Origin of the sequence: Sphaerisporangium aureirubrum, from assembly GCF_042658925.1 — a bacterium.
In the GTDB taxonomy this organism is placed as follows: Bacteria; Actinomycetota; Actinomycetes; order Streptosporangiales; family Streptosporangiaceae; genus Sphaerisporangium; species Sphaerisporangium aureirubrum.
Genome location: NZ_JBHSRF010000010.1, coordinates 94355 through 121329 on the forward strand (window position 1 = coordinate 94355; position 26975 = coordinate 121329).

23 protein-coding genes are annotated in these 26975 nt (G+C 70.7%); 12 read left to right on the plus strand and 11 right to left on the minus strand.

All coding sequences use genetic code 11. The features are described from left to right. Positions 1-42: 42 nt before the first annotated feature. The 4 genes from ACFP1K_RS10400 to ACFP1K_RS10415 all read right to left on the minus strand — a co-directional run bounded on the left by ACFP1K_RS10400 (position 43) and on the right by ACFP1K_RS10415 (position 4941). Positions 43-1101 carry an ABC transporter permease gene (locus ACFP1K_RS10400; RefSeq protein ID WP_380749745.1) on the minus strand — a complete coding sequence of 353 codons (1059 nt, stop codon included), beginning with the start codon at positions 1099-1101 and terminating at the stop codon, positions 43-45. Next, positions 1098-2606 (minus strand): sugar ABC transporter ATP-binding protein, encoded by a 1509-nt coding sequence (locus tag ACFP1K_RS10405; protein WP_380749753.1) that lies wholly within the window; start codon positions 2604-2606, stop codon positions 1098-1100. Before ACFP1K_RS10405 ends, ACFP1K_RS10400 begins: the two co-directional genes overlap by 4 nt. 76 nt (positions 2607-2682) lie before the next feature. After that, positions 2683-3849, minus strand: coding sequence for an ROK family transcriptional regulator (locus tag ACFP1K_RS10410; protein ID WP_380749756.1), 1167 nt, complete (start codon positions 3847-3849; stop codon positions 2683-2685). A 195-nt stretch (positions 3850-4044) separates the two neighbouring features. Continuing rightward, the gene (locus ACFP1K_RS10415) at positions 4045-4941 is read right to left on the minus strand and encodes an SDR family oxidoreductase (RefSeq protein ID WP_380749759.1); all 897 of its coding nucleotides are present in this window, start codon (positions 4939-4941) and stop codon (positions 4045-4047) included. Positions 4942-5171: 230 nt separating this feature from the next. Between ACFP1K_RS10415 and ACFP1K_RS10420 the strand changes: the two genes are divergently transcribed. Continuing rightward, positions 5172-6230 (plus strand): NAD(P)H-dependent amine dehydrogenase family protein, encoded by a 1059-nt coding sequence (locus ACFP1K_RS10420; protein ID WP_380749762.1) that lies wholly within the window; start codon positions 5172-5174, stop codon positions 6228-6230. A gap of 11 nt (positions 6231-6241) precedes the next feature. Here the strand turns inward: ACFP1K_RS10420 and ACFP1K_RS10425 are convergent, their stop codons facing one another. The 4 genes from ACFP1K_RS10425 to ACFP1K_RS10440 all read right to left on the minus strand — a co-directional run bounded on the left by ACFP1K_RS10425 (position 6242) and on the right by ACFP1K_RS10440 (position 9988). Next, positions 6242-6844 (minus strand): DUF305 domain-containing protein, encoded by a 603-nt coding sequence (locus ACFP1K_RS10425; RefSeq protein WP_380749765.1) that lies wholly within the window; start codon positions 6842-6844, stop codon positions 6242-6244. A gap of 67 nt (positions 6845-6911) precedes the next feature. After that, the gene (locus tag ACFP1K_RS10430; RefSeq protein ID WP_380749768.1) at positions 6912-8015 is read right to left on the minus strand and encodes an MBL fold metallo-hydrolase; all 1104 of its coding nucleotides are present in this window, start codon (positions 8013-8015) and stop codon (positions 6912-6914) included. Positions 8016-8063: 48 nt separating this feature from the next. After that, complete coding sequence (locus ACFP1K_RS10435; RefSeq protein ID WP_380749771.1) at positions 8064-9416, minus strand: MFS transporter; 1353 nt, start codon at positions 9414-9416, stop codon at positions 8064-8066. Next, positions 9413-9988 (minus strand): helix-turn-helix domain-containing protein, encoded by a 576-nt coding sequence (locus tag ACFP1K_RS10440; RefSeq protein ID WP_380749774.1) that lies wholly within the window; start codon positions 9986-9988, stop codon positions 9413-9415. The genes ACFP1K_RS10435 and ACFP1K_RS10440 overlap by 4 nt, the downstream gene beginning before the upstream one ends. 246 nt (positions 9989-10234) lie before the next feature. Here ACFP1K_RS10440 and ACFP1K_RS10445 point away from each other — a divergent pair, with 246 nt between their 5' ends. From ACFP1K_RS10445 to ACFP1K_RS10465, 5 genes are all read left to right on the plus strand, one after another. Continuing rightward, positions 10235-12841 carry a glycoside hydrolase family 9 protein gene (locus ACFP1K_RS10445; RefSeq protein ID WP_380749777.1) on the plus strand — a complete coding sequence of 869 codons (2607 nt, stop codon included), beginning with the start codon at positions 10235-10237 and terminating at the stop codon, positions 12839-12841. 307 nt (positions 12842-13148) lie between these two features. Further along, complete coding sequence (locus ACFP1K_RS10450; protein ID WP_380749780.1) at positions 13149-16859, plus strand: multifunctional oxoglutarate decarboxylase/oxoglutarate dehydrogenase thiamine pyrophosphate-binding subunit/dihydrolipoyllysine-residue succinyltransferase subunit; 3711 nt, start codon at positions 13149-13151, stop codon at positions 16857-16859. Between the two features lie 78 nt (positions 16860-16937). Beyond that, positions 16938-17111 (plus strand): DUF6104 family protein, encoded by a 174-nt coding sequence (locus ACFP1K_RS10455; RefSeq protein WP_380749987.1) that lies wholly within the window; start codon positions 16938-16940, stop codon positions 17109-17111. Positions 17112-17212: 101 nt separating this feature from the next. Beyond that, the gene (locus ACFP1K_RS10460) at positions 17213-18007 is read left to right on the plus strand and encodes a DUF4097 family beta strand repeat-containing protein (protein ID WP_380749783.1); all 795 of its coding nucleotides are present in this window, start codon (positions 17213-17215) and stop codon (positions 18005-18007) included. Then, complete coding sequence (locus ACFP1K_RS10465) at positions 18004-18783, plus strand: PadR family transcriptional regulator (RefSeq protein WP_380749786.1); 780 nt, start codon at positions 18004-18006, stop codon at positions 18781-18783. Before ACFP1K_RS10460 ends, ACFP1K_RS10465 begins: the two co-directional genes overlap by 4 nt. Before the next feature lie 21 nt (positions 18784-18804). Here the strand turns inward: ACFP1K_RS10465 and ACFP1K_RS10470 are convergent, their stop codons facing one another. Beyond that, positions 18805-19770 (minus strand): zinc-binding dehydrogenase, encoded by a 966-nt coding sequence (locus ACFP1K_RS10470; protein WP_380749789.1) that lies wholly within the window; start codon positions 19768-19770, stop codon positions 18805-18807. 655 nt (positions 19771-20425) lie between these two features. Between ACFP1K_RS10470 and ACFP1K_RS10475 the strand changes: the two genes are divergently transcribed. Together ACFP1K_RS10475 and ACFP1K_RS10480 are read left to right on the plus strand one after the other, a co-directional pair. Next, complete coding sequence (locus ACFP1K_RS10475; RefSeq protein ID WP_380749792.1) at positions 20426-21157, plus strand: Ig-like domain-containing protein; 732 nt, start codon at positions 20426-20428, stop codon at positions 21155-21157. A 253-nt stretch (positions 21158-21410) separates the two neighbouring features. After that, positions 21411-22085 carry a L,D-transpeptidase gene (locus tag ACFP1K_RS10480; RefSeq protein WP_380749798.1) on the plus strand — a complete coding sequence of 225 codons (675 nt, stop codon included), beginning with the start codon at positions 21411-21413 and terminating at the stop codon, positions 22083-22085. 1 nt (position 22086) lies between these two features. On the opposite strand, the gene ACFP1K_RS10485 is transcribed toward ACFP1K_RS10480, so the two are convergent. Together ACFP1K_RS10485 and ACFP1K_RS10490 are read right to left on the minus strand one after the other, a co-directional pair. Continuing rightward, positions 22087-23004 carry an ArsR/SmtB family transcription factor gene (locus tag ACFP1K_RS10485; RefSeq protein ID WP_380749805.1) on the minus strand — a complete coding sequence of 306 codons (918 nt, stop codon included), beginning with the start codon at positions 23002-23004 and terminating at the stop codon, positions 22087-22089. A 113-nt stretch (positions 23005-23117) separates the two neighbouring features. Next, a complete protein-coding gene (locus tag ACFP1K_RS10490; protein WP_380749810.1) occupies positions 23118-23558 on the minus strand; it encodes a hypothetical protein in 441 nt (146 codons plus the stop codon). A gap of 131 nt (positions 23559-23689) precedes the next feature. Between ACFP1K_RS10490 and ACFP1K_RS10495 the strand changes: the two genes are divergently transcribed. The 4 genes from ACFP1K_RS10495 to ACFP1K_RS10510 all read left to right on the plus strand — a co-directional run bounded on the left by ACFP1K_RS10495 (position 23690) and on the right by ACFP1K_RS10510 (position 26922). Next, positions 23690-24511 carry an AraC family transcriptional regulator gene (locus ACFP1K_RS10495; protein WP_380749815.1) on the plus strand — a complete coding sequence of 274 codons (822 nt, stop codon included), beginning with the start codon at positions 23690-23692 and terminating at the stop codon, positions 24509-24511. 52 nt (positions 24512-24563) lie between these two features. After that, the gene (locus ACFP1K_RS10500) at positions 24564-24974 is read left to right on the plus strand and encodes a DUF2000 family protein (RefSeq protein ID WP_380749818.1); all 411 of its coding nucleotides are present in this window, start codon (positions 24564-24566) and stop codon (positions 24972-24974) included. A 149-nt stretch (positions 24975-25123) separates the two neighbouring features. Further along, a complete protein-coding gene (locus ACFP1K_RS10505) occupies positions 25124-26479 on the plus strand; it encodes a transaminase (protein ID WP_380749821.1) in 1356 nt (451 codons plus the stop codon). Continuing rightward, positions 26476-26922: an Lrp/AsnC family transcriptional regulator gene (locus ACFP1K_RS10510; RefSeq protein ID WP_380749824.1), complete on the plus strand. Its 447-nt coding sequence runs from the start codon at positions 26476-26478 to the stop codon at positions 26920-26922. The genes ACFP1K_RS10505 and ACFP1K_RS10510 overlap by 4 nt, the downstream gene beginning before the upstream one ends. Positions 26923-26975: the final 53 nt, after the last annotated feature.

A 26975-nucleotide genomic window follows, 5' to 3' on the forward strand; every position in this document is an offset into this window, starting at 1 on the left:
GTACGCGCCCCGCCGTGTGCGCGGGGAACGCCCGGGGCCGGTCTATGTTCGCGAGTCCAGGCTGCGCCGCTGGAGGAGGACGGCGATGACGATGATGAGGCCCTTGGCGATCAGCTGGTCGCTGGTGTTCAGGCCGTTGAGGATGAACAGGTTGGTGATCAGCGTGAAGATCAGCAGGCCCAGGATCGAGCCGATGATCGTGCCGCGGCCACCGGTGAGCAGCGTGCCGCCGATGATGACCGCGGCGATGGCGTCCAGTTCGTACAGGTCGCCGTGGGTGCTGGAGCCCGTGGTGGTGCGCGCCATGATGATGATCGCGGCGATGCCGCAGCACAGGCCGGACAGCGCGTAGAGGATCAGCGTGTGCCGCCGCACGTTGATGCCGGCCAGCCGCGCCGCCTCGGGGTTGCCGCCCACGGCGTAGGTGCGGCGCCCGAACGTCGTCCGGTTGAGCACCAGCCAGCCGACCGCCACCACCAGCGCGAATATGTAGACCAGCAGCGGCAGGCCGAGCAGCCGCGTGGTCGACAGGTCCACGATGGCGGTGTTGTCCTGGCCGACCAGCTGGGTCTTGCGGTCGGACATCCGCTGGGCCAGGCCGCGCGCGGCGACCAGCATCGCCAGGGTGGCGATGAACGGCACCATGCGGCCGTAGGAGATGAGGAACCCGTTGACCAGCCCCGCCCCGGTGCCGACCAGGACGGCGCAGATGGCCATCACCACCGGCCCGTACTCCTGGGTGGCCAGCGTCGTGGCCCACACCGAGGCCAGCGCCATGATCGCGCCGACCGACAGGTCGATGCCACCGCCGATGATGACGAACGTCATGCCGACGGTGATGACACCGATGGTGGAGGCCAGCGCCAGGATGCTCACCATGTTGGAGGACGTGGCGAAGGTCTCCGGCGCGGTCACCAGGCCCACCACGGCCAGCAGGGCCAGCGCCACCACCAGGCCGAGGTGACGTGCCTGCCCGATGCCGCCGAGCACGCTCGCCGCGGTCGCGGTGCGCCGTGTGGCCACCGGCGGCGCGTCCTGGGGCCTGCCGGGTCCGGTCCGGATGTCCGGCGTGCCGTCGTGCGGCGCCCGTGCGTCCGTCACAACGCGCTCCCTTCCATGATCATGTCCAGTACGCGCGGCTCGTCGAGCTCGCGGGCGTCGGATTCGTGGATGACCCGGCCCTCGCGGAGCACCAGGACCCTGTCGGCGAGCCCCAGCACCTCGGGGACCTCGCTGGAGACCAGCAGGACGCCCACGCCCTCGTCGGCGAGCTGCCTGATCACCGCGTACAGCTCGGCGCGGGCGCCGACGTCGACGCCCCGGGTGGGCTCGTCCAGCAGCAGAAGCCTGCGCCCCTCCACCAGCCAGCGTGCGAGGACCGCCTTCTGCTGGTTGCCGCCGGACAGGGTGCGCACCGGCCGCCGGTGGTCGGGAGGACGGATGTCCATCGTCTTCACCAGCCGCTGGGCCGTCTCGCGCTCGGCGCGGCGGTCCACCCAGCCGAGCCTCGCGTACTTCCCGAGGCCCGCGATCGTGATGTTGCGTCCCACCGACTCGTTCATCAGCAGCGCCTGCGCCTTGCGCTCCTCGGGCGCCAGCCCCATGCCGAGCCGCACCGCCCGTGAGGTGCTGCCGGGACGCACGACCTCACCGGCCAGCATCACCTTCCCGGCCGTGGGCCGCCGGGCGCCGTACACGGTCTCGATGATCTCCGAGCGGCCCGAGCCGACCAGGCCGGCCAGCCCGACGATCTCGCCCTCCCGCACGGACAGGGAGACGTCGGCGAAGTGCTTGGGAACGGTGAGCCCTTCGACCCGCAGCACGTCCGGCCTGCCGTTGTGGGCGCCCGGCGCCGGGCGCGGCGGGAAGACGTACTCCACGTCCCTGCCGGTCATCAGCGACACGACCCGGGACGTCGGCGTGTCGCGCGCGGGCAGGCCGACGGCGGCCGTGCGGCCGTCCTTCAGCACGGTGACCCGGTCGCCGATCTCGCGGATCTCCTCCAGCCGGTGCGAGATGTACACCACCGCCACGCCTTCCTGGGTGAGGTCCCTGATCACGCGGAACAGGTTGCCCACCTCGTCGTGCGCCAGCGCGGCGGACGGCTCGTCCATGACGATCAGCCGCACGTCGTGGGACAGCGCCCTGGCCATGCTGACGATCTGCATGCCCGCGGCGGACAGCCGCCCCACCTCGATGGTCGGCCGGATCTCGCCGTGGCCGAGGCGGGCGAGCAGCTCGGCCGCCGCCCTGTTCATCCCGTTCCTGCGGGTGAAGCCGTACGACGAGCGCTCGTTGCCGAGGAAGATGTTCTCCGCGACCGACAGCCCGGCCACCAGGTCGAGCTCCTGGTAGATGGTCGCGATGCCGGATCTGATGGCGGCGATGGGATTGGCGAACTGCACCTCTTCGCCGCCGAAGGTGATGGTGCCCTCGTCCGGGCGGTGCGCCCCGGCCAGGATCTTGATCAGCGTCGACTTGCCCGCGCCGTTCTGCCCGAGCAGGCAGTGCACCTCTCCGGCCCGGACGTCCAGGTCGACGCCGTCCAGGGCGCGCACGCCGGGAAATTGCTTGACGATGCCTCGCATGACCAGCAGGTCGCTCACGGGGCCTCCGGTATGTGGGTCCGCGCGGGGACGGGGACGGGACGGGCGGTTCGGTCGGCGGGACGGGGGGACGGTCCTACTGGACGGAGAACACGTGATCGCTGATCAGCCGGGCGCCCCCGATGACGCCGGCCGTGTCTCCGAGTTCCGAGAGGACGATGGGCAGGTTCCCGGTGGCCAGCGGGAGGGATCTGCGGTAGATGACGCTCCTGATCTCCGCGAGTAGTACGTGGCCCAATCGGGCCACGCCCCCCGCGATGATCATCAGGCCGGGATTGAAGAAGCTGACGAGGCCGGCGAGCACCTGGCCCGCCTGCCGTCCGCCGTCCCTGATGAGCTGGAGGGCCACCGGGTCTCCGAGGGTCGCCGCCGCGGCGACGTCCTCCGCGGTCAGCCCACCCACCAGGGAGAGACGTTCGGTGAGGTACGGCGAGCGGGGGGCGGCGCGCACCGCCTCCCGTGCGAGGGCGGCGCCGCTGAAGTACGCCTCCAGGCAACCGGTGTTGCCGCACGTGCAGGTCGGCCCCTGATCATCGACCCGCATGTGCCCGATGTCGCCGGCACTGCCCGACACACCGCGGTAGATCTTGCCGTCGACCACGATGCCGCAGCCGACACCGGTGCCGATCTTGATGAGAAGGAAGTCGTCGACCTGCCGCGCCAGACCGGCGTGCAGCTCGCCGAGGGCCATGAGGTTGACGTCGTTGTCGACCTTGATCGGACAGCCGAGCTCCTGGCTGACCATGTCCCTGACCGGATAACGGTCCCAGCCGGGCATGATCGGCGGCGCCACCGGGACGCCCTCGGCGAAGCTCACCGGCCCCGGCACCCCGATGCCGGCCCCGTTGAGCTGCGTGAACAACCGCTGCTCGCGCAGCTTGCCGAGCAGGTCCAACGCGCGCTCCAGCACCGGCGCCGGGCCCTGCCGCACGTCGCACTGCTCGCTGACGTGGCCGAGGATCTCCAGCTCGCCGTTGGTGACCGCGACGTCGACCGAGGTCGCGCCGATGTCGATGCCCGCGAACCGGATGTCCGGCGAGAGCCGCACCATCCCCGAGCGGCGGCCGCCCCGCGAGGCGGCCAGTCCGGCCTGCTCCACGAGGCCCACCTCGATGAGGCGGTCCAGCTCCAGGTTCAGCTTGGAGCGGGAGAGCTCGACGACGTCGCCCAGTTCGGCCCGTGACCGTCCCCCGTCCCGCAGCAGGCGCAGCAGCGTCGCCTGGTGCGCGTTCTCTGGGCGCATGGGGATCCGCTTCACAGCCCCTCCGGGGTCGGGGTGATACGCCCCCGAAGCTAGACCACTTCCGCCGCCAGGTGAAGTGCTTTTTGATGACAATTCATAACTTTCGCCGCTATGAACGAAAGCTTGCTGACCTCCGGAGAAAAAGATGACCGGCGGAGTCACGAACTCCGCCGGTCCGGGTGAGGGCTCGGCTGTCTACAACATCGCGCGCATCGAGGCGGCGGCCTGCTCACCGAGGGTGGTCGGCTGGATGTGAGGCTCCTCGGTGAGGATGGTCTGCCAGTTGTCGGCGATCGCCTCGACGGTGAGGTCGTCGGTGCGCCAGCCGGGGCCCTCGGCGACGAAGATCCGGGAGACGCGCCCGCCGCCGACGGAGAACACCTCGCCGCTGGTCTCGCAGCTCTCGTGGGCGAGGAAGGCCACCAGCGGGCTGATCCGGTCGGGGCCGAGCTTCTCCTCCAGCTCGGCGGGCAGCAGGGCCTCGGTCATGCGGGTCCAAGCGATGGGCGCGATGGCGTTGGCCTTGATCCCGGCCCGGGCGCCCTCGATGCCGAGCGTCTTGGTCAGGCCCACCAGGCCCATCTTGGCGGTGGAGTAGTTGGCCTGGCCGAAGTTGCCGAACAGGCCAGCCGGGGAGGAGGTGTTGACGATGCGGCCGTACCGCTGCTCCTTCATGTGCGGGAACACCGCCCGGCTGACCAGGAAGGAGCCGCGGACGTGCACGGCGAGCACGGCGTCGAACTCCTCCACGGTCATCTTGCCGAACGACTTGTCGCGCAGGATGCCGGCGTTGTTGACCAGGATGTCCACCCGGCCGAACGCGTCCGTCGCGGTGCGGACGATGGCCTCGGCACCCTCGGGGGTGGCGACGCTGTCGGTGGAGGCGACCGCCTCGCCGCCGTTCTTGACGATCAGCTCGGCCACCTCGGCGGCGGGCCCGGCCGACGCCCCGGTGCCGTCCAGCGCGCCGCCGAGGTCGTTGATCACGAGCTTGGCGCCACGCTCGGCTAGCAGCAGCGCGTGCGACCTGCCGAGACCATGACCAGCTCCGGTGACGATCGCGACCTTCCCGTCGAACCTCAGTTCCGGCATGCCACCCACCCTTCGAGGAGAATAACCTTCTAGTAGCTCACTACGATAACGTGCGCCGCCCGCCACCCCCAGGAGCGCCGGATGTTATAAAGCGCACGGTTGCGGACAGTGATCGGTAGGGTGAATTTCTGCTATAGTTTTGCACTCGCGCGGGCGTGGGCCGAAAGCGGCCCTCCAGCCGGCATCATCGGCTGTACGGCCCCGTCCGGAACCCGGGCCGGAGGCCTCAGATGCCCGCACAGCCCCCCTTCCGCGTGATCCAGTGGGCCACCGGCGCCGTCGGCTCCTACGCCCTGCGCAGCGTGATCACCAGGCCCGAGTTCGAGCTGTCCGGCGTGCTGGTCTACGACCCCGACAAGATCGGCCTGGACGCCGGTCCGCTGGTCGGGCTGCCCGAGACCGGCGTCCACTGCGACGACGACGTCGACCGCGTGCTCGCCGCCGACGCCGACTGCGTGCTCCACATGCCGCTGCCCGCCGCGTACTTCGGCGGCGACTACGCCGCCGACCTCGAGACGGTCTGCACGCTGCTCGCCTCCGGCAAGAACGTCATCACCACCACCGGCTTCATCTACCCCCAGGTGTACGGCCCCGCGGTGGTCGAGCGCCTGGAGTCCGCCTGCCGCACCGGGGGCACCTCGGTGTACGGCACGGGCATCAACCCCGGCTTCATGAGCGACCTTCTCCCCCTGGCGCTGAGCGGCCTGTCCACCCGTCTCGACCACATCTACGTGCGCGAGTGCTCCGACTTCCTCGGCCACCCCTCCCGCCAGATCGTGATGGACCTCATCGGCTTCGGCCGCTCCCCCAAGGAGTACGCCTTAGCCGTCCGGCCCTTCCGCACCGTCCAGCGCGCCCTGTTCTCCGAGAGCGTCCAACTCGTCGCCGGCGCCCTCGGCGTCGAGCTGGACGAGGTCGAGGAGACCGACGAGTACGACCTGGCCACCGAAGAGTTCGAGATCACCGCCGGCGCCATCCGCCCCGGCACCGTCAGCGCCTCCCGCTGGATCTTCTCCGGCCTGGTCCGCGGCCGCCCCTTCATGACCGTCGAATGCGTCTACAAGTCCGACGCCTCGAAGGTCCACCGCTGGCCCAAGCCCGGCTTCGCCCTCCACATGGAGGGCATCCCCCAGCTGATGCTCACCGTCGACGAGGTCACCCACGGCCTGGCCGGCGCCGCGGCCCACGCCGTGAACTCCATCCCCGCCATCTGCACCGCCACCCCTGGCATCCACACCGTGCTGGACCTCCCCCTGACCACCGGCCGGGGCACCGCCCGCCTCCCCTGACCACGGCCTCGTCAGCGGCCGCCGCGCAGGCGGGCCAGGTGGGTGGCGACCTCGGCGACCTCGGCGCGCTGGGTGGCGGCGAGCGCGCGGGCGATGTCCTTGGTGGCGCGGTCCTTGCCCTCGTCCCTGGCCTTCTCCGCCAGCAGCATGCCGTAGCCGGTGTGCCGGGCCAAGGTGGTGAGCCACAGCTTGTCGAAGTCCGCGCCGGTCTTCCCCCGCAGCAGCACGAGCTGGGCCCCGGTCAGCATGCCGGGCATGTCGTGCATCGGGGGGTTGCTCGCGTCCGGCACGGTGAACTGCCACGCGCGCAGCCGCGCGGCCAGCGCCTCGACCCGCGACGCCTCCGCCGTGGTGATCTCGCGGGCGAGCTCGGTGACGTACGGATCCGCGGTCCGCCCGCCCACCAGCCCCGCCAGCGTGATCGCCTGCCGGTCGTGCAGGATCATCTCCCGGCAGAACAGCACGTCGGTGAGGTTGTACGGCACGTCGGCCTCGGTGACCTCACGGGGCACGCCCGCGGGCACCGCCGCCCCGGCGGGCACCCCGGCACACCCCGTCAGGGCCAGCAAGACGACCAGCCCGGCCCCGGAGACCAGCCTGCGGCCACCCTTCATCGGCACATCCTCGTTCCACCCCGGCACTCCCGTACGCGGGGGGATACGGGCGCGGGGCCCGCCGCGTTCAGCTCTGGTCGCTCACGTACCAGAGGTCCGGCGGGCCGGGCACCGGGTGCGCACGGGAGCGGGTGTGGAGGTACACGAGGTGGGCGAGGGTCTCGTTGGTGGCGGCGCGGCGCATGAACGGGGGGATGGTGCTCCAGGGGCGGGACCAGGTGAGCTTCTCCGCCAGGGACCAGCAGGAGATGCCGCCGGCGTCGCGGAGCACCTTCTCGATCTCGGCGAGCCGGTCGGCGTGGTGGGCGATCACGTGGTCGACGCGGGTGGCCAGTTCGAGGAAGCGGTACTCGTGGGCGGGGAGCACCTCGTCTATCGGGAGGTCCCGGACGGCGGCCAGGGCGTCCAGGTAGTCGGCGAGCGGGTCGGGGGCCGACTGGGAGTGGACGGCGACGATGGGGGTGATGCGGGCCAGCACGTGGTCGCCGGAGAACAGCACGCGGCGGTCTGGGGAGAAGAAGCACAGGTGGCCGGGCGAGTGGCCGGGGGTCCAGATCGCCTTGAGGTCCCAGCCGGGCAGGCCCAGCGCGGCGCCGTCCTCGATCAGGCGGTCGGGCCCGGCCATCGTGACGTAGTGCCTGATCATCATGGACGCGCCGGCCAGCTCGTCCAGCATCGGCGCCGGCACCCCCGAGCGCACCAGCGACGCCCGCTCGCGCGCCACGAGCACCTCGATCCCCGAGTCGTCGTAGCGGTCGTGCAGCAGGGCGGCGTCCGCCGGATGCAGCCCGATCCACGCCCCGGACGCCTCGCGCACCCGGCCCGCCAGCCCGTAGTGGTCGGGGTGGATGTGGGTGACGAGCACGGCCCGCACGTCGGTCAAGGCGTACCCCGCCACGGCCAGCCCGTCCGCCAGCGCCGTGTACGCCTCGTCGGTGTTCCACCCGGCGTCGATGATCGCCACGCCGTCCGGGAGCTCCAGCGCGTACACGAGGACGTACCGAAGCGGGTTCACCGGGATCGGCACCGGGATGGACCACAGCCCGGGCCGCACCCGCTCCACCGCGGGCATGCCCCCGCCGACCCACGCGGCCCGCTGCTCCTCGCTCGCCGGCGTCACCCTCCGCACCGGCCGTCCGGTCCTCACCGCGGCGCGTTCCTCGTCGGACATCCGTGCTCCCCTCGGGCGGTAGACCACGATTGTCCACCCGCGACAGAACTAGGTTCTACTCGGGGTGGGGGCCGGTGCGGGGACGCGGACGTACAGAAGGGCGGAGAGCAGGGTGATGCCGCCGACCAGCCACCACACGGCGGACGAGCCGATCGCCCCGGCCAGGGCGCCGAAGCCGACCGCGCTGAGGGCGGCGCCGAACTGCAGCTGAAGGGAGTCCACCGACATCAGCGTGGCCCGCCGCGACGACGCCACCCGCTCGTGCATCATCGCCACGCGCACCAGCTCGGCCACCGCCATCCCCGCGAACAGCGCGACGTACGCGGCACCCGCGGTCACCACCCCCGCCACCCCGCCCAGCACGGCCGACGCCGCCAGCACGGCGAGGGCCAGGGCGGAGACGACCGTCCCGGCCACCGCGGCCCTGGACGGCCGCCCGAGCGTCCGGGTCACCCAGGGCGCCACCCACGAGCCGAGGGCGTGGGCGCCGAAACCGCCCGCCGCCACGACGGCGTACGCGAGGCCGCCGGACTCGGCGTCCCCGGTCAGCTCGGCGAGCCTGCCGGGCGTGAGCAGCTCGATCACGGCCAGCCCGATGCCGAGGACGAACGCGATCGACACCAGGCGGCGCAGGCCGGGGTCCCGGACCGCCAGCCCCGCGCCGGAGCCGACCGTGACCGGCACGTCGCGCAGCACCGACCGCAGCGTGGGGCGGGCCCTCGGCGGCTCGGGCATGGCGGCGAGCACCACGACGAACAGGACGAGCGCGGCCACCGCGCCGGCGACCACCGGGACGGCCAGCCCGCCGGGCGCGACCAGCGGGATGAGGCCGCCGGCGAGCGTGGCGAGGCACAGAGAGACCGAGGACGCGGCCTCGCCCCTGGACAGCCCGTGCCGCAGGTCCGCGTCCGGCCCTGCGGCGCGGTGCAGCGTGTCGACGTACCACGCCTGGGCCGGGCCGCTGGACAGCGCGCGGGCCGTCCCCTGGAGCACCGCCCAGCCCGCGAACGGCCAGAACGTGGTGGCCGTGGCCATCAGCACCAGCGCCACCATGGACAGCAGCGCCGACGCGGCGAGCACCACGCGCCGTCCGATGACGTCGGCCAGGCCGCCCGTGGGCAGTTCGAGCACCACCACGACCACCGAGTGGATGGCCGTCACCGTGCCGACCTGCGCCAGGCTGAGGCCCCGGCCGGACATCAGCAGCACCATCACCGGCAGCGTCAGCCCGGCGGGCAGCCACATGAGCGCGCTGACCAGCGCGTACCGCCGCAGCGCCGAGCGCGGGGACGGCGGCGGCGGGCCGTCTCCCGCGGACGCCGGCGGCGGTTCCGCGGCGGAGCCGGGTGGGGCCGCGGCCGCGGCCGCGATCTCCTGGGGGTGGGGGCCGAAGGTGGTCATTCGGGATACGTCCTTGAGGGGAAGAGGGCCATGTGGAGGGAGACGCGCTCGCGGCCGGGGGCGTCCGCGTCCCGCGCCTCCAGCTCGTGCAGCAGAGCCAGGACGCGCTCACGCAGCGCGATGACCGACGCCGGGGTCAGCATCGCGAAGTCGTCGGACATGCCCGCGGCCTCGAGCCACTCGGGCCCGAGGACGACGCGTTCGCGCTCGAACAGCTCACGGGCGCGCACCAGCACCAGGACCTGCCGGTCGCGCATGTCGAACGCCGCCTCCCGGCCCTCGGCCGTGACCTCCAGCTCGGCCTCGTTCCACGCGGTGTACCGGTGGACCGACCGCCAGCGCCGCTCGCGGGCGTCACGCTGTTCGGGGTCCTCCTCCACGAAGCCGTACCGGGCGAGCTGCCGCAGGTGGTAGCTGGTGGAGCCGGAGCTCTCGCCGAACCTCGCGGCCAGCTCGGTGGCGGTGGCGGGACCTTCGACGCGCAGCGCGCCGAGCAGCCTCCCGCGCAGCGGGTGGGCGACGGCCTTGAGCGCGCGCGGATCGGTGACCCGGTACACGTCTGACTCGTCCATCCCACAAAGATAGATTTGCAAAACTAGTTTTGCAAATGTTCCTTTGGGGCTGCGGGTCTGAAAATTTCAGGACCGGTCACCCGGCGCGGCAGGGGCACGGGCGCCGGACGGGCCACGGGGCACCTGACCGCCTGTCTGGCCGGATGTGGTCCATTGACGCTGCGCTGGACCGTTGGAAGCATGCGGGCACGTTTTCACAACCCAATGTGGGAGCGCTCCCAAAATCTGACATCCTGGGGAAACCTCGTGATCAGACCATCCCGGCGGTGGGCGGCCTCGCTCGCCCTGACCGCGGTGGCCACCCTGGCCGCCTCCGCCCTGTCCGTCCCCGTCACGCATGCGGCCGGGACCGGCACGACAAGTACGGCCGCCGAGGAGGGACCCGAGCAGATCGTCAACGGGACCTTCGACAGCGGCAGCGGTCCCTGGTGGGGCACCGGCAACATCACGCTCGACGCCTCCTCCGGCCAGCTCTGCGCCGACGTCCCCGGCGGCACGACCAACCCCTGGGACGTGATCATCGGCCAGGACAACATCCCCCTGGTCGCCGGCGAGACGTACGCGTTCAGCGTGTTCGGCAGCGCCGACCCGCCCCGGGTGGCCCGGACGCTGATACAGCTTCCCGTCGACCCCTGGACGACCTACCTGGCCGAGAACCCCCAGATGACCACGGCCGGCGACACCCACGCCTACACGTTCACCGCGCCGACGAGCCTGCCGAACGCCCAGGTGGCGTTCCAGATCGGCGGCAGCGCCACCCCGTGGCGGTTCTGCGTGGACAACGTCTCGCTCAAGGGCGGCGCCGAGCCCGACGTGTACAAGCCCGACACCGGGCCGAGGGTCCGGGTGAACCAGGTGGCCTACCTGCCCAAGGGCCCGAAGAACGCCACCGTGGTGACCGAGGCGACCACCGCCCTGCCCTGGCGGCTGAACGACTCCTCCGGCCGCAAGGTGGCGAACGGCCAGACCACCCCGCGCGGCGTGGACGCCAGCTCCGGCCAGAACGTCCACTCGATCGACTTCAGCGGCGTCACCAAGACCGGCACCGGCTTCACGCTGGTCGCGGACGGCGAAACCAGCCGCCCGTTCGACATCGGCGGCACCGCCTACCGTGACCTGCGGGCCGACGCGCTGAAGTTCTACTACAGCCAGCGCAGCGGCACCCCGATCCTGGACAGCCTGCGGCCCGGCTACGGCAGGCCCGCCGGCCACGTGGGGGTCGCGCCCAACCAGGGCGACACCAACGTCCCCTGCCAGCCCGGCGTCTGCGACTACAGCCTGAACGTCGCCGGCGGCTGGTACGACGCGGGCGACCACGGCAAGTACGTGGTCAACGGCGGCATCTCGGTCGCGCAGCTCATGAGCGAGTTCGAGCGCACCAAGAACGCCGCCACGGCCGAGGCGCTCGGTGACTCCACGCTGGCGCTGCCCGAGAGCGGCAACGGTGTGCCCGACATCCTCGACGAGGCCCGCTGGGAGCAGGACTTCCTGCTCAAGATGCAGGTGCCGGACGGCAAGCCGTTCGCCGGCATGGCCCACCACAAGATCCACGACCAGAACTGGACCGGCCTGCCGCTCATGCCCCACCTGGACCCGCAGCTGCGCGAGCTGCACCCGGTGAGCACCGCGGCGACCCTCAACCTGGCCGCCACCGCCGCCCAGGCCGCCCGCCTGTTCGCCCCGTACGACGCGGCGTTCGCGGCGCGCAACCTGACCGCGGCCCGCAAGGCGTGGGACGCGGCCGTGGCCAACCCGAACCGGCTCGCCTCGGCGGCCGACGGCACCGGCGGCGGCGCCTACAACGACGACACCGTGAGCGACGAGTTCTACTGGGCCGCGGCGGAGCTGTACATCTCCACCGGCGAGGCCAAGTACAAGGACTACATCCTCGCCTCGCCGCTGCACACCTCCGACATCTGGCGCGAGCGGGGCTTCGACTGGGGCAGCACGGCCGCCCTCGGCCGCCTCGACCTCGCCACCGTGCCGAACGCCCTGCCCGGCCGGGCCGCCGTCCGCGCCTCCGTGGTCCAGGGCGCGGACAAGTACCTCGCCACGCTGGCCGCCCACCCGTACGGCATCCCGTACGGCGTGACCACCTACGACTGGGGCTCCAACAACCTCATCCTCAACAACATGGCGGTCATCGCCACCGCGTACGACCTCACCGGTCAGAAGAAGTACCTCGACGGGGTGCTCCAGGGCTGGAACTACATCTTCGGCCGCAACGCGCTGAACATGTCGTACGTCACCGGCTACGGCGAGGTGAACTCGCACAACCAGCACAGCCGGTGGTACTCCCACCAGCTCGACTCCTCGCTGCCGAACCCGCCGAAGGGCACCCTGTCCGGCGGCCCCAACTCGGGCATCCAGGACCCGGTCGCACAGTCCAAGCTCGCCGGCTGCGCGGCGCAGTTCTGCTACATCGACGACATCGAGTCCTGGTCGACCAACGAGCTGACGATCAACTGGAACTCGCCCCTGTCCTGGGTCTCGGCGTTCGTCGCGGGCCAGGGCGACGGCACGGTGAAGGCGCCCGGCAAGTGCCAGGTGACCTACACCACGCACGGCGCCTGGCCGAGCGGGTTCACCACGCAGGTGACCGTCAAGAACACCGGTAGCTCGACCATCGACGGCTGGACGCTCAAGTGGGCGTTCCTCGGCGGCCAGACGACCTCGCACGCCTGGAACACCGGCATCACCCAGAGCGGCGCCACCGTCAGCGCCAAGAACCTGTCCCACAACGCCAAGATCAAGCCGGGCCAGTCGGTCACCTTCGGCTTCAACGGCTCCGCCGCGCCGGGTCCCAACCCGTCGCCCGAGCTGTTCACGCTGAACGGCGCCGCCTGCGCCTGACGTCCGGACGTCCGGGCCGTCGCGTCCCCTCGCGACGGCCCGGACCCGGGCCGCACGGCCTGTAAGGCATGTGGTCCACGGAACTGTGACCTATGCCACGACGTCCGCGGCGGTGACAGCGCTACGGCTACACGGTGAGCAGGCACTCACCACCCGGACGGGCCACCCCCTCGTGACCAGTTTGAACGGTCCTGGGAGGATCGGGCCCAGACCACGTCCGAGAGCGCACGCGTCACTTCGTACGGCGAGTAGCCTTGGACAGGTTCCATTCTTGAACGCCGATCTGCGGAAGAGGGCGATTTCGGCCGTGTCGTCTGAGTCGTCGCGGACAAACCCGCTGGCCACCTTTGGACAGAACGAGTGGCTTGTCGATGAGCTGTACCAGAAGTACCTCCAGGACCCCGAATCCGTTGATCGCGCCTGGTGGAACTTCTTCGCTGACTACAACCCCGACTCCGGTACGAGCCGCACCGCGGCCCCCGCTGGGGCCAACGGCGCGACGCCCGACACCGCGCAGGTAGCCGCGCCGCCGTCCGCACCCCCGAAGGCCGAGCCCGAGCCCGCCGCGAAGCCCGTGGCCAAGGCCGCTCCGAAGGCCGCCCCCAAGCCCGCCGAGGCTCCCAAGCCCGCCGAGGCCGCCAAGCCGGCCACCTCCGGCGCCGAAGAGGTCCGCCTGCGCGGCGCCGCCGCCCGCACCGCGGCCAACATGGACGCCAGCCTGACCGTCCCCACGGCCACCAGCGTGCGGGTGATCCCGGCCAAGCTGCTGATCGACAACCGCATCGTCATCAACAACCACCTGTCCCGCGGGCGCGGCGGCAAGGTGTCGTTCACCCACCTGATCGGCTACGCCATCGTCAAGGCGCTCGCCGTGATGCCGGACATGAACCACTCCTACGCCGAGGTTGACGGCAAGCCGACCCTGGTCAAGCCCGAGCACGTCGGCATCGGCCTCGCCATCGACGTGCAGAAGAGCGACGGCAGCCGCCAGCTCCTGGTGCCGTCGATCAAGGCCGCCGAGTCGATGGACTTCCGCCAGTTCTGGATGGCCTACGAGGACATCGTCCGCAAGGCCCGCGCCGGCAAGCTCGGCGTGGACGACTTCCAGGGCACCACGATCAGCCTCACCAACCCCGGCACCATCGGCACCGTCCACTCGGTGCCCCGCCTGATGCCGGGCCAGGGCACGATCATCGGCGTCGGCGCGATGGAATACCCCGCCGAATACCAGGGCGCCTCCCCCGAGACGCTGAACCGCCTCGCGGTCAGCCGGGTCATGACCCTGACCAGCACCTACGACCACCGCATCATCCAGGGCGCCCAGTCGGGCGAGTTCCTGCGCCGCATCCACCGGCTGCTGCTCGGCGAGGACGGCTTCTACGACGAGGTGTTCCAGGCGCTGCGCATCCCGTACGAGCCGGTCCGCTGGGTCCAGGACATCTCGGCCTCGCACGACGACGACGTGGCCAAGTCCGCCCGGGTCATCGAGCTGATCCACGCCTACCGCGTGCGCGGCCACCTGATGGCCGACACCGATCCGCTCGAGTACAACCAGCGCAAGCACCCCGACCTCGACATCAAGTCCCACGGCCTCACGTTGTGGGACCTCGAGCGCGAGTTCGCCACCGGCGGGTTCGGCGGCAAGCCGCTGATGAAGCTGCGCGACATCCTCGGCGTGCTGCGCGACTCCTACTGCCGCACGGTCGGCATCGAGTACATGCACATCCAGAACCCCGAGGAGCGGGCCTGGATCCAGGGCCGCGTGGAGAAGGGGCACACCCGGCCGACCCGGGAGGAACAGCTCCACATCCTGCGCCGGCTCAACACCGCCGAGGCCTTCGAGACGTTCCTGCAGACCAAGTACGTCGGGCAGAAGCGGTTCTCGCTGGAGGGCGGCGAGTCGCTGATCCCGCTGCTCGACTCGGTGATCAGCTCCGCCGCCGAGGAGGGGCTGGACGAGGTCGTGATCGGCATGGCCCACCGCGGCCGGCTGAACGTCCTCGCCAATATCGTCGGCAAGTCCTACGCCCAGGTGTTCGGCGAGTTCGAGGGCAACCTCGACCCGCGCAGCGCGCACGGCTCCGGCGACGTCAAGTACCACCTCGGCGCCGGCGGCGACTTCACCGCCCCGGGCGGCCAGAAGATCGCGACGTCCGTGGTGGCCAACCCCTCCCACCTGGAGGCCGTCGACCCCGTCCTGGAGGGCGTGGTCCGCGCCAAGCAGGACCTCCTGGAGCGCGGCGAGGAGGGCTTCACCGTCTTCCCGCTGATGGTGCACGGCGACGCCGCCTTCGCCGGGCAGGGCGTGGTGGCCGAGACGCTGCACCTCTCGCAGCTTCGCGGGTACCGCACCGGCGGCACGGTGCACGTCGTGGTCAACAACCAGGTGGGCTTCACCACCTCGCCCGCGTCCTCGCGGTCCAGCGTGTACGCCACCGACGTCGCCCGCATGATCCAGGCGCCGATCTTCCACGTGAACGGCGACGACCCCGAGGCCGTCGTGCGGGTGGGCAAGCTCGCCTACGAGTACCGCAAGACGTTCCGCAAGGACGTCGTGATCGACCTCGTCTGCTACCGCCGCCGCGGCCACAACGAGGCCGACAACCCGAGCTTCACCCAGCCGCTGATGTACGACCTGATCGACGCCAAGCGGTCCATCCGCAAGCTGTACACCGAGGCGCTGATCGGGCGGGGCGACATCACGGTCGAGGAGGCCGAGCAGGCGCTGCGCGACTACCAGGAGCAGCTGGAGCGCGCGTTCACCGAGACCCGCGAGGCCGGCCACAAGCCGCTGGAGCCGGGAGCGGTCGTCAAGCCCGCCCCCGACGAGGTGGTGCCGTGGTCGCACGACGAGACCCCGTCCGCGGTCACCGAGGAGACCATCAAGCGGGTCGTCGAGACCCAGCTGAACCTCCCCGACGGCTTCACCGTCCACCCCCGCCTGGCCCCGGTGCTCCAGCGCCGCGGCCAGATGGTGAGCGAGGACACCGTCGACTGGGCCATGGGCGAGACCCTGGCGTTCGGCTCGCTGCTGCTGGACGGCCACCCGGTCCGCCTGGTCGGGCAGGACTCCCGGCGCGGCACCTTCGGCCAGCGGCACGCCGTGCTGGTCGACCGGGTCACCGGTGAGGACTACACGCCGCTGAAGACCTTCAACCAGGGCACCACGAAGTTCTACGTCTACGACTCCCTGCTGTCGGAGTTCGCGGCGATGGGCTTCGAGTACGGCTACAGCGTGGTGCGTCCCGACGCCCTGGTCGCCTGGGAGGCGCAGTTCGGCGACTTCGCCAACGGCGCCCAGTCGATCATCGACGAGTTCATCTCCTCGGGCGAGCAGAAGTGGGGCCAGCGCTCCTCGGTGGTGCTGCTGCTGCCGCACGGCTACGAGGGCCAGGGGCCGGACCACTCCTCCGCCCGGATCGAGCGGTTCCTCCAGATGTGCGCCCAGGACAACATGACGGTGGCGCAGCCGACCACCCCGGCGAACTACTTCCACCTGCTGCGCTGGCAGGTGCTGTCGGGCCGCCGCCGGCCGCTGATCGTCTTCACGCCCAAGTCGCTGCTGCGGCACAAGGCGGCGTCCTCGCCGGCCGCCGAGTTCACCTCCGGGGCCTTCCGGCCGGTGATCGGCGACTCCACGGTCAACCCCTCGGCCGTGCGCCGGGTGGTGCTGTGCTCGGGCCGGGTCTACTACGACCTGGCGGCGGCGCGGGACAAGCAGGAGCGCTCGGACGTCGCGGTCGTGCGGCTGGAGCGCATCTACCCGTTCCCGGCCGAGGAGCTGCGCGCCGAGCTGTCCCGCTACAGCCTGGACGCCGATCTGATCTGGGCACAGGACGAGCCGATCAACATGGGCCCGTGGCCGTACCTCACGCTGAAGCTCACCGAGGAGCCCGGCGTGCTCGGCGGGCGCGGGCTGCGGCGGGTGTCCCGTCCGGCGAACTCCTCGCCTGCGACGGGCTCGCACAACACGCACGACGCCGAGCTGGAGCACATCGTCGCCGAGAGCCTCGGCTGACGTTCGACCGCAGCGAAGTCCCCCACCGGCGTTTCGTGGGGGACTTCGCCGTATATGGATCATTCTTTGGGAGACGCGATGTACTTCACCGACCGGGGGATCGAGGAGCTCGTCGAGCGCCGCGGCGAAGAGGAGATCGGCATGATCTGGCTGGCCGAGCGGCTGCGCGAGTTCGTCGACCTCAATCCGGAGTTCGAGGTGCCGGTGGAACGGCTGGCCACGTGGCTGGCCCGGCTGGACGACGAGGACTGAACGGCACTCACGGGGAAACGCGATACATCTTGACTTTTCGCTGACGCGACATATCGTGTTTGTAGAACAAGTCGTCCCCCGCCGTCTGAAGGGCCAGTGTCATGCCCCAGTGGATCATCGATCAGCCCGACAAGCTGACGTTCGAGGCGGTCACCGCCCTCAACGTACGCATCGTGGCCGGGCGCCTGGCCGTGCTCGCCAGCGACGGGCCACCCAGCCTCGAAGTGAGCGAGATCGACACACCCCCTCTGATGGTCGAGCACGACGACGACGGCCGGCTCACCGTCGCGTACAAGGACCTCACCTGGGACGGCGTCCTCGGCTGGCTGCGGCCCGGCTCGCGGTCCATCACGCTGACGCTGACGGTGCCCAAGGAGTGCCCGGTGCAGGTGGGCGTGATCTCCGCCTCGGCGGTGATGGCGGGCTTCGAGAACCACACCGGCGTCAAGAGCGTGTCCGGCGAGATCGTGCTGGACGGGGTCAGCGGCGAGATCGAGGCCGAGACCGTGTCGGGACCGGTCGAGAGCCGCGGCCTGGTCGGCGACCTCCGCTTCACCAGCGTGGCCGGGGAGCTGACCGTCGCCGGCGGCACGCCCCGCCGGCTGCGCGCCAACACCGTGTCCGGCCGGATCACCGCCGACCTGGAGCTCCCGCCGACCGGGCACGTCACCCTGCACAGCGTGTCGGGCGCCGTGGTCGTGCGGCTGCCCCAGGACGCCGACACCGACGTGGCCCTGAGATCCACCTCCGGGCGCCTGAACTCGGTGTTCTCCGGCCTGAGCGCCACCAGCCGTCCCGGCGCGCGTTCGCTGTCCGGCAGGCTCGGCGGCGGGATGGCCTCCCTGTCGGCCTCCACGATCTCGGCTGATGTGACCCTTCTGAGGAGAGACCAGTGAGCCCCGTTTTCGCCCATGGGCGGCTCCGTTTGTACCTGCTGAAGCTGCTCGAGGAGAGCCCCAAGCACGGCTACGAGGTGATCCGCCTCCTGCAGGACCGCTTCCTCGGCGTCTACTCCCCGTCGCCCGGCACGATCTACCCGCGCCTGGCCCGCCTGGAGGAGGAGGGGCTGGTCACCCACGAGCTGGTGGACGGCAAGAAGGTCTTCACCATCTCCGACCGCGGCCGGGACGAGCTGAACGCGCGGCTGGACGAGCTGGCCGACCTCGAGCAGGAGATCTCCCAGTCGGTCCAGGACATCGCCCGTGAGGTCAAGGAGGACGTACGGGACACCGTGCGGTCCCTGCGCGACGAGCTGACCCAGATGGCCCGCGACGTGCGGCACGGCTCCCAGGAGGGCCATCAGGAGGCCCAGGACGGCGCTCGCGCGGCCCGCGACGAGATCCGTGCGGCACGCGACGAGTACCGCCGCGCCTGGCGCGACCAGAAGCAGTCCTGGCAGCAGCAGAAGCAGGAGTTCCAGCGCCAGAAGCAGGCGTGGAAAGAGGAGACCCAGCGCTGGAAGGAAGACTGGGTGCGCGGCATGTGGGGCGACGCGCGGCCCGGCCAGGACGCGCGGGACCACGACCAGGAGCTCGGCCAGATGCTCGGCGAGTTCGTCAGGGACATCCGGGAGCTCGCGGCGGCGGGCACGGTGACCGCGGAGACCCTGGCGGCCGCGCAGGACGCGCTGTACGACGCGACCACCAGGATCCGCGCCGCGGTGCGCCACTGACCTCGGTGGCGCGCCCCGGCGTCAGCCGACGGTGAAGACGATCTTCCCGAAGAACTCGCCGTCCCGCAGCGCGGCGAAGCCCTCGGCGGCCTTGTCCAGCGGCAGCACCCGGTCCACCACCGGCCGTACGCCGGTCTGGCCGAGGAAGGTGGCGAGCCGGGCGAGCTGCTCGCGGGTGCCCATGGTGGAGCCGACCACCGACAGCTGGAGGAAGAACACGCGGTTGAGGTCGGCCGGCGGCACCGCGCCGCTGGTCGCCCCGCTCACCACGACGCGCCCGCCGGGACGCAACGACTTCAGCGAGTGGTCCCAGGTGGCCTGGCCCACGGTCTCCATCACGGCGTCCACCCGCTCGGGCAGCCGCGCGCCCGGGGTGAAGACCTGGTCCGCGCCGAGTTCGAGCGCCCGGGCCCGCTTGCCCTCCGAACGGCTGGTCGCCCAGACGCGGTAGCCCGCGGCCCGCCCGAGGGTGATCAGCGCGGTCGCCACGCCGCCGCCCGCGCCCTGCACCAGCACCGTGGACCCCGGCTCCAGGCCGGCCTTCTCGAAGAGCATGCGGTACGCCGTCAGCCACGCCGTCGGCAGGCACGCGGCGTCCTCGAACGACAACTCCGCGGGCTTCGGCACCAGGTTGCCGCGCGGCACCGCGACCCGCTCGGCGAACGTCCCGTCGTGGACCTCCGACAGCAGGGAACGCCTCGGGTCCAGGGTCTCGTCCCCGTGCACCGGCGTGCCGATCACCGAGTGGACGATGACCTCGTTGCCGTCCTCGTCCACGCCGGCCGCGTCGCAGCCGAGCACGATGGGCAGGCGGTCCTGGCGGATGCCGACGCCCTGGAGCGTCCACAGGTCGTGGTGGTTGAGCGCCGTGGCCTTGACGGCCACCGTGGCCCAGCCCTCGCGGGGCTCGGGATCGGGGTGCTCGCCGAGCGTGAGCCCGGCGAGGGGGTTGTCGGGGTCGGTACGTGTGCACGTTACGGCGAACATGCCGGAACCCTATCCCCGCGCCTGATCCTTACCCGTCCCGCCCTCCCGCGCCATTTCCCGGCGCGTCCACGGCCGGGTTCCCACCACCCGTGGAATTACACTACGGGTATTCACCCGCACCTGCGGAGGTTGCCGGAAGAAGGCGCGAACTCCAGCGAATCAGCGCACATTCACGGGGCGACACACCCGAGGGCCGCCACGCGCGCGAAAGAAATTACCCGCCGTCGCCGCAGGCGGCGCCTAAGCGCGGTTTTCCCGCTCTGGCCGGGCATTTCGCCGCTCCGGCCCATCCTGCATATCCGTTTTATGGACATATATCGGTGGGGAGAGGCGTCATATTTTTTGCCTGCTGGCGCGAATCTCCCGCATGTCGGACAACGGACTGGACGTCGACCATGAGTAGGGTCGGACATGCAGGCGCGCCAGTATCAAGGTGCTCCTTTACTTTGAACTGCAAAAAGAAAAGGACCGCTTTATGATAGACGTCGGTCATCCTCGGTCTACACACCGTAACGTCGGTCGTTCGTGGCTGACAGCCTCTCTCACGGGCGCCCTCGCGCTGGGCGTACTCGCCGCGACACCGGGCACCGCGGGCGCCGTTCTGGCGCCGCAAGACCTGGGGACGAAAGCAGTCGCACTGCTTCCGGCCGCGCCCGTGCAGACAGGCTTCGCCGCCACCAGGCGGCAACTCATCCCCACGACCATCACGCTGACCGCATCCCGTAACCCGGCCAGGACGGGCGAGTCGATCACCTTCACCGCCACGGTGACGGCGACCGGCGTGATCCTTGCCACCGGGAACGTCGTGTTCCGCAACGGCTCCACGGACATCGGCACCGCACCGCTCGAAGGCGTCGCCCAGGCGACCTTCACCACGTCCGCCATGGCCGAGGGCACCCACCACATCACCGCCCACTACCAGGGCAACGCCTCCTTCGACCCGAGCACCTCGCCGATCGTGATCCTGAAGGTCGAGGCCCTGAAGGCGAAGGAGAAGGAGAAGCACGAGGTCAAGGAGGAGGCCCCTGAAGAGGAGGAGACACCCGTCGCCGTCCATGACGACGACAACGACGACGAGCTCGACCGCATCTGCCACAAGTTCCGCAACCACCGCGGTGAGGGCGGCTGGGAAGACAAGAGGTGGGAGAAGCTGCGCCAGCACTGCGAAGACCACTGGCACCGGAAGGACGACCGGGTAGTCGTGATCGACAAGGGCATCCGCCGCCACATCTACGGCCACTACGACCAGGGCGGCGGCCACCGCGAGTACTGGGACTCCCACAAGCAGCGCTGGGTCCCCGAGCACCGCTACCACAAGCCCCACCACAAGAAGATCCACCGCCACTACCACAAGCCCGTACAACGCCACTTCGCCGTAACGGGTTGACCTCCACCCGAGGGCCCGCCAAAACCACCCGGCGGGCCCTCCTCCCCCCCACCACCGTCTCCACCCGCGACTGCATCACTTCCGGGGGCCAAAGATGTACGTCCGCCGCCCATCAACCCGCGCGACGATCCTCATCACCGCGGTGGCGATAGCCGTACTGACAGCCGTGTCACTCATCACCTACCTGGCGATGAGAAAGGTCGACCGCCAGCTGGCCAAACCCCCGGTCCAACCCCCCATAGCCCCACAACCAGTGACAAAGAAGGAAATGGCCGCCCTCCCCCGAGCCACCACCTACGCAAGACTCAAGGCGGCCCAGCCCGACACCCCCCACACCCCCGCGACCCGCGAGATCGTCCACCCCAAGGTGGCGAAGGTCATCTACAAGGCCCCTGGCGGCCCACCTCTCGCCGTCCTCCCCACCACCCAACTCGACAACCCCACCTGGCTCCCGGTGATAGAAACCCGCCCAGGCTGGACCAGGGTCCTCCTCCCCACCCGCCCCAACGGCGCCACCGGCTGGCTGCACACCGCCGACGGCACCACCAAACAAACGACCAACCCGTACGAGATCCGCGTAGACCTGAGCGACCGCCGCCTCACTCTCCTGAAGAACACCCAGCCCACAGGCTCCTGGCCCGTCGCGGTGGGCGCCCCCGACACCCCCACCCCCGCCGGCCGCACCTTCCTGCTGGCCTCCCTCGCACCCCCCGAGATCACCTACAGCCCGCTGATCCTCCCCCTCGGCGCCCACTCGGACGTCCTGCAGACCTACGAGGGCGGCCCCGGCACCATAGGCATCCACGGCTGGCCCGACGCCGGCGTCTTCGGCAAGGCCCTCTCCCACGGCTGCATCCGCCTCCCCAAACAGGCCCTGACCACCCTCTCCCACCTCCCCCTCGGCACCGTGGTCCTCATCACCGCGTGACTCAACCGGCCACCTGCCGGTTGATCAGCGAATCCCCCAGCGGAGTACGCCGGTAGAGCACCTGCCGCCCATCCCGATGCCGCCCCACCAGCCCGGCCGCGTGCAACACCCGCAGGTGATAGGAAACCGTCGAGGGAGAAAGCCCGAGCCGCCGCGCCAGCGCCCCCGTCCCGTGCGGCGGATCCAGCCGCAACAGGATCCGAGCCCGGTTCTCCCCGAGCAACTCCGCCAGCAACGGCGCCGTGGCGGCCGGCGCCCGCCACAATTCCCCGATCCCCCGCGCCGGATAGCTGAGCACCATCGCACCCCCCGGCACGACCGTCGCCGACACGTAAGGCCACCCGAAGACCGACGGCACCAGCACCAGCCCCGCCGCCGGCACCGCCACCCTCCGGTCGCAGCAATGCGTCCACGCCCGCACCGTCCCTCCGCTCAGCGAGATCCCCCGGTGCAGATCCGCGAACAGCCCCGCGATCCCGCCGTTGGTGAACCGCACCGCCCGGTACAGCACATCCGCCTCCAGCACGTCGCTGACCTGCGCCCAGTGCGGCCCGAGCACCTTCCCCCAGTGCGCCCGCACCCTCCGCGCCACCTCCGCGGGCTCCCCCGGTGCCCACTCACCGCACCCCCCAAGAGCCGGCCCGCACCACGACTCCCCGATCAGCCCCGCGATCTCCTCGGCCAGCGTCGGCCGCGCCGCCCCCGGCACCGGCACCCACGCCGCGGGCAGGCACCGCTCCCTCCCCGGCAGCCCCACCCCGTCGTACCGCAGCCCGAGCAGCTGCCACCGCCGCAGGTGAACGACCTGATGCGCGGGCGCGCGCAGCAACTGAAGGCTCCGCACGGCCTCCCCCAGCGGTGAGATCGTGAACCGGATCCTGGTCACCGCCGACGTGTTGAGACGAACCTCGATCGGCACAGCCCGTATTCGCGAGCCGCCCCCGTTCGGCTTGCACGTACATCCCATACTTCCGAAACACGAGAAATGCCCGGCCCCTGGTGCGAGCCGGGCATCGGGATCAACTCTCCGGATCAGGTGATGGTGATCGAGGCGACCGGGTCGTCCTCCACCGGATCCGACCGTCCCGGCACGTCGTACGTGGCGAACAACACGTACTCACCAGGCGGGAAGTTGGCGAAGAACCGCTGCTGGTTGACCACGCAGTTCCCCCGCGCCGGCCCCACCAGATCCCTGTCGTTGATCAGCCCCTCCGTGTCGAACGACATCCCCGACCCCGGCAGGATCCCGTTCCCGCCGAACTCCACCGCCGCCCCGCTGGGGATCGAGACGTGCGGCACCCCGAACTCCCGTCTCCCCTCGTACCCCGAGAAGTAGACGCGCCCCTGATAGATCATGTACGCGTGCCCCTCCGTCCGGCACGGCGGATCCGCGTGCGCCGGCGTAGAGACGACCCCGACCACCCCGAACACGGTCACGACCGCGACCACGACCCGAACCAACGTCCCACGCATGAATGACCTCCACTGCCGTCGAAGAGCGGGAACACGAGCACCCTCGCCCCACCCCGCCCCCCCGGCAATCAATTCGCCACCACTCGAATCCACCCACCACCGGGCCGCCGGGGCGGGAGGAGAATGCAGGAGTGGCAGGGGACTGGGCGCGGTACTGGCGGGCCGGGGATCGGCCGGTCGAAGCCATGCACGCGCACTTCGAACGGCACGTCTACCACCGGCACAGCCACGAGACGTACTCGTTCGGCTTCACCGAGCAAGGCGTCCAGACCTTCACCTGCCGGGGAGCCAGACACCGCAGCGCGGCCGGAATGGTCATGGTCTTCAATCCCGACGATCCCCACGACGGCCACGCGGCGGACGAGATCGGCTTCACCTACCGGATGGTGCACGTCGGCCCCGACCTGGTGGCCGACGTCCTGGGCGAAGCCGCCGACGGCGCGAGACGTGCGGCTCTGCCACTGTTCACCGAGCCGGTGGTGCGTGACATCGGTTTAGCCCGGGACCTGCGCCGGCTGCACGAGGCTCTGGTGGGAGGCGCCACGACACTGCGGCGCGACGAGCTCCTCGACGAGGTCGTCGCGGCGGTGGCGCGATCGGGTGCCGGCGCACGCGTGACCGCGAGGGCGCCGGAGACGGCCCCGGCCCGGCTCGTCCGGGAGGCCCTGCACTACAGCGACGATCTCGGGATCTCAGCCGCCGAGCTGGCCGCGGTCGCCGGCCGAAGCCGTTTCGCCGTCTACCGCTCGTTCCAGGCCGCCTACGGAATGGCCCCCAGCGACTACCAACGCCAGCTCCGCCTGCGCACGGCCCGCCGCCTCCTCGACGAAGGCCACCCCCTGGCCGAGATCGCCGCCATGACCGGCTTCACCGACCAAAGCCACCTGACCCGCTGGTTCACCCGCTACTTCGGAATCACCCCAGGCGCCTACCGCCGAGCCATCACCCCCTGACCCCGCACCGCCGTACAAGACACCCGACCTCCCCCTCCGCCAATCTCCCCCCATGCGCTTCGACACCAAGATCGCCATAATCGTCCGAGAAGACCTCGCCACCTGGCAGAAACTCAACGTCACCGCGTTCCTGTCGAGCGCCATAGCCGCCGGCATAGACGAAATAATCGGCGAACCCTACGCCGACGCCTCCGGCAACACCTACTTGCCGATGATCCGCCAGCCCATCCTCATCTACGCCGCCGACCCCCCTGCCCTGACCCGCATCCACGAACGCGCCCTGACGAGAGCCTTCCCCACCGCCGTCTACATAGAAGAGATGTTCAAAACCGGCAACGACCAAGACAACCGCGCCGCCGTCCAAGCCGTTACCGCAACCGACCTCCCCCTGGTAGGCCTGGCCATCTACGGCCCCCGCAACCCCATCGACAAAACCCTCAAAGGCCTCACCCTGCACCCCTGATCCCTCATCGTTGAGCCCGCCGCGGCCACACCCGTAGCCTCGGTCGGCCGGCAACCCCGCTATCTTCACATTTCGGCCATCGAAGAGTACGTTCACCTCAGAATCAGTTGCACATCACGTCTATGTCAATGATTTCCAAGGTGGTGGCCATGGTTGACCGCAGGCGGCTCGGGGCGTTGCTGGAGCGGGAGCGGGAGGCGTTCCGGGAGCGGAATCCTCGGTCGGCGGCGGCGTATGAGCGGGCGCGGGGGCACCTGTTCGGGGGTGTGCCGATGACGTGGATGAACAAGACCGCGGCCGGGTTCCCGCTCTATCTGGCGGGGGCGCGGGGGGCGCGGGTGACCGACCTGGACGGACATGAGTACGTGGACCTGTGCCTGGGGGACACCGGGGCTATGGCGGGGCACTCGGCCAAGGCCACGGTGGACGCGGTGGCCGAGCAGTTCGGGGTGGTGGGCGGGGCGACGGTGATGATGCCCACCGAGGACGCCGCCTGGGTGGGGGCGGAGCTGGGGCGGCGGTTCGGGGTGCCGTACTGGAGCTTCTCGCTGACGGCCACGGACGCCAACCGGTGGGCGATACGCCTGGCCAGGGCGGTCACCGGGCGGCCGAAGATCCTGGTCGACAGTTACTGCTACCACGGCAGCGTGGACGAGGTCCTGCTGGTGGTCGGCCCGGACGGCGAGCAGGTGTCCCGCGAGGGCAACGTGGGTGCCCCGGTGGACCCGACGGCGACCTCCAGGGTCGTCGAGTTCAACGACCTGGCGGCGCTGGAGCGCGAGCTCGCGTACGGCGACACGGCGGCCGTCCTCATGGAGCCGGCGCTCACCAACATCGGCATCGTCCTGCCCGAACCCGGCTACCTGGACGGCGTGCGCGAGCTGACCCGCCGCCACGGCACCCTGCTGATCATCGACGAGACGCACACGTTCTCCGCGGGCCCGGGTGGCTGCACGGCGGCCTGGAACCTCACCCCCGACATCGTGACCATCGGCAAGGCCATCGGCGGCGGCATCCCGAGCGGCGGCTACGGCCTGTCCGCCGAAGTGGCGGCCCGCCTGGAAAGCATGAGCGGCCTCGACCTGATCGACATGGGCGGCGTCGGCGGCACCCTCGCCGGCAACGCCCTCTCGGTGGCCGCCATGCGGGCCACGCTGGAGCACGTCCTCACCCCCGCCGCCTTCGACCGCATGATCGCCCTCGCCACCCGTTTCACCGGCGGAGTACAGCGGGTCATCGACGAGCACGCACTCCCCTGGTCGGTCACCCAGCTCGGCGCCCGAGCCGAGTACCGCTTCACCAGCCCCGCCCCCCGGAACGGCGGCGAGTCCAACGCCGCCGCCGACCCCCACCTGGACGACTACCTGCACGTCTACCTCGCCAACCGGGGCGTACTGCTCACGCCGTTCCACAACATGGCCCTGATGTGCCCCGACACCACCGAGGCCGACGTCGACCGCCACCAGGAAGTCTTCGCCGCCGCCGTAGCGGAACTCGTCGCGTGACCCTCGACGACGTCGACCACATCCTGCTGCGCGAGCTGCAACGCGACGGCCGCGCGTCCTACACCGCCTTGTCGGAGGCGTCCGGCCTGTCCGCCCCCGCCGTCCGCCAGCGCGTCCAGCGTCTACGCGACGAGGGCGTCGTCCAGATCGTCGGCGTCACCGACCCGATGGCCCTCGGCCTCCCGGTCATGGCCCTGATCGGCGTCCGCGTCGACACCGACGTCCACGCCGTGGCCGACCGCATCAGCGAACTGTCCGGCGTCATCTACGTCGTCCTCACCGCAGGCTCCTTCGACCTGTTCGCCGAGGTGGTCTGCAAAGAACCCGCCGAGCTGCTGGCCGTCCTCAACGACCACATCAAACGCGTCCCCGGCGTAACCCGCGCCGAGGCCTTCACCTACTTCGGCATCCACACCCACCGCTTCGCCTGGCCCTCCGCCTGAGGACATACCGGGTCGGCCGGTTGGGCATATCGTCGTGGCGGCGGATGAAGATA

Coding starts and splice junctions, on each gene's coding strand:
- ACFP1K_RS10410 (WP_380749756.1), bottom strand. CDS start 3,849: ATGCGCCCAGAGAACGCGCACCAGGCGACGCTGCTGCGCCTGCTGCGG.
- ACFP1K_RS10415 (WP_380749759.1), bottom strand. CDS start 4,941: ATGCCGGAACTGAGGTTCGACGGGAAGGTCGCGATCGTCACCGGAGCT.
- ACFP1K_RS10420 (WP_380749762.1), top strand. CDS start 5,172: ATGCCCGCACAGCCCCCCTTCCGCGTGATCCAGTGGGCCACCGGCGCC.
- ACFP1K_RS10425 (WP_380749765.1), bottom strand. CDS start 6,844: ATGAAGGGTGGCCGCAGGCTGGTCTCCGGGGCCGGGCTGGTCGTCTTG.
- ACFP1K_RS10430 (WP_380749768.1), bottom strand. CDS start 8,015: ATGTCCGACGAGGAACGCGCCGCGGTGAGGACCGGACGGCCGGTGCGG.
- ACFP1K_RS10435 (WP_380749771.1), bottom strand. CDS start 9,416: ATGACCACCTTCGGCCCCCACCCCCAGGAGATCGCGGCCGCGGCCGCG.
- ACFP1K_RS10440 (WP_380749774.1), bottom strand. CDS start 9,988: ATGGACGAGTCAGACGTGTACCGGGTCACCGATCCGCGCGCGCTCAAG.
- ACFP1K_RS10455 (WP_380749987.1), top strand. CDS start 16,938: ATGTACTTCACCGACCGGGGGATCGAGGAGCTCGTCGAGCGCCGCGGC.
- ACFP1K_RS10460 (WP_380749783.1), top strand. CDS start 17,213: ATGCCCCAGTGGATCATCGATCAGCCCGACAAGCTGACGTTCGAGGCG.
- ACFP1K_RS10470 (WP_380749789.1), bottom strand. CDS start 19,770: ATGTTCGCCGTAACGTGCACACGTACCGACCCCGACAACCCCCTCGCC.
- ACFP1K_RS10490 (WP_380749810.1), bottom strand. CDS start 23,558: ATGCGTGGGACGTTGGTTCGGGTCGTGGTCGCGGTCGTGACCGTGTTC.
- ACFP1K_RS10500 (WP_380749818.1), top strand. CDS start 24,564: ATGCGCTTCGACACCAAGATCGCCATAATCGTCCGAGAAGACCTCGCC.
- ACFP1K_RS10505 (WP_380749821.1), top strand. CDS start 25,124: ATGGTTGACCGCAGGCGGCTCGGGGCGTTGCTGGAGCGGGAGCGGGAG.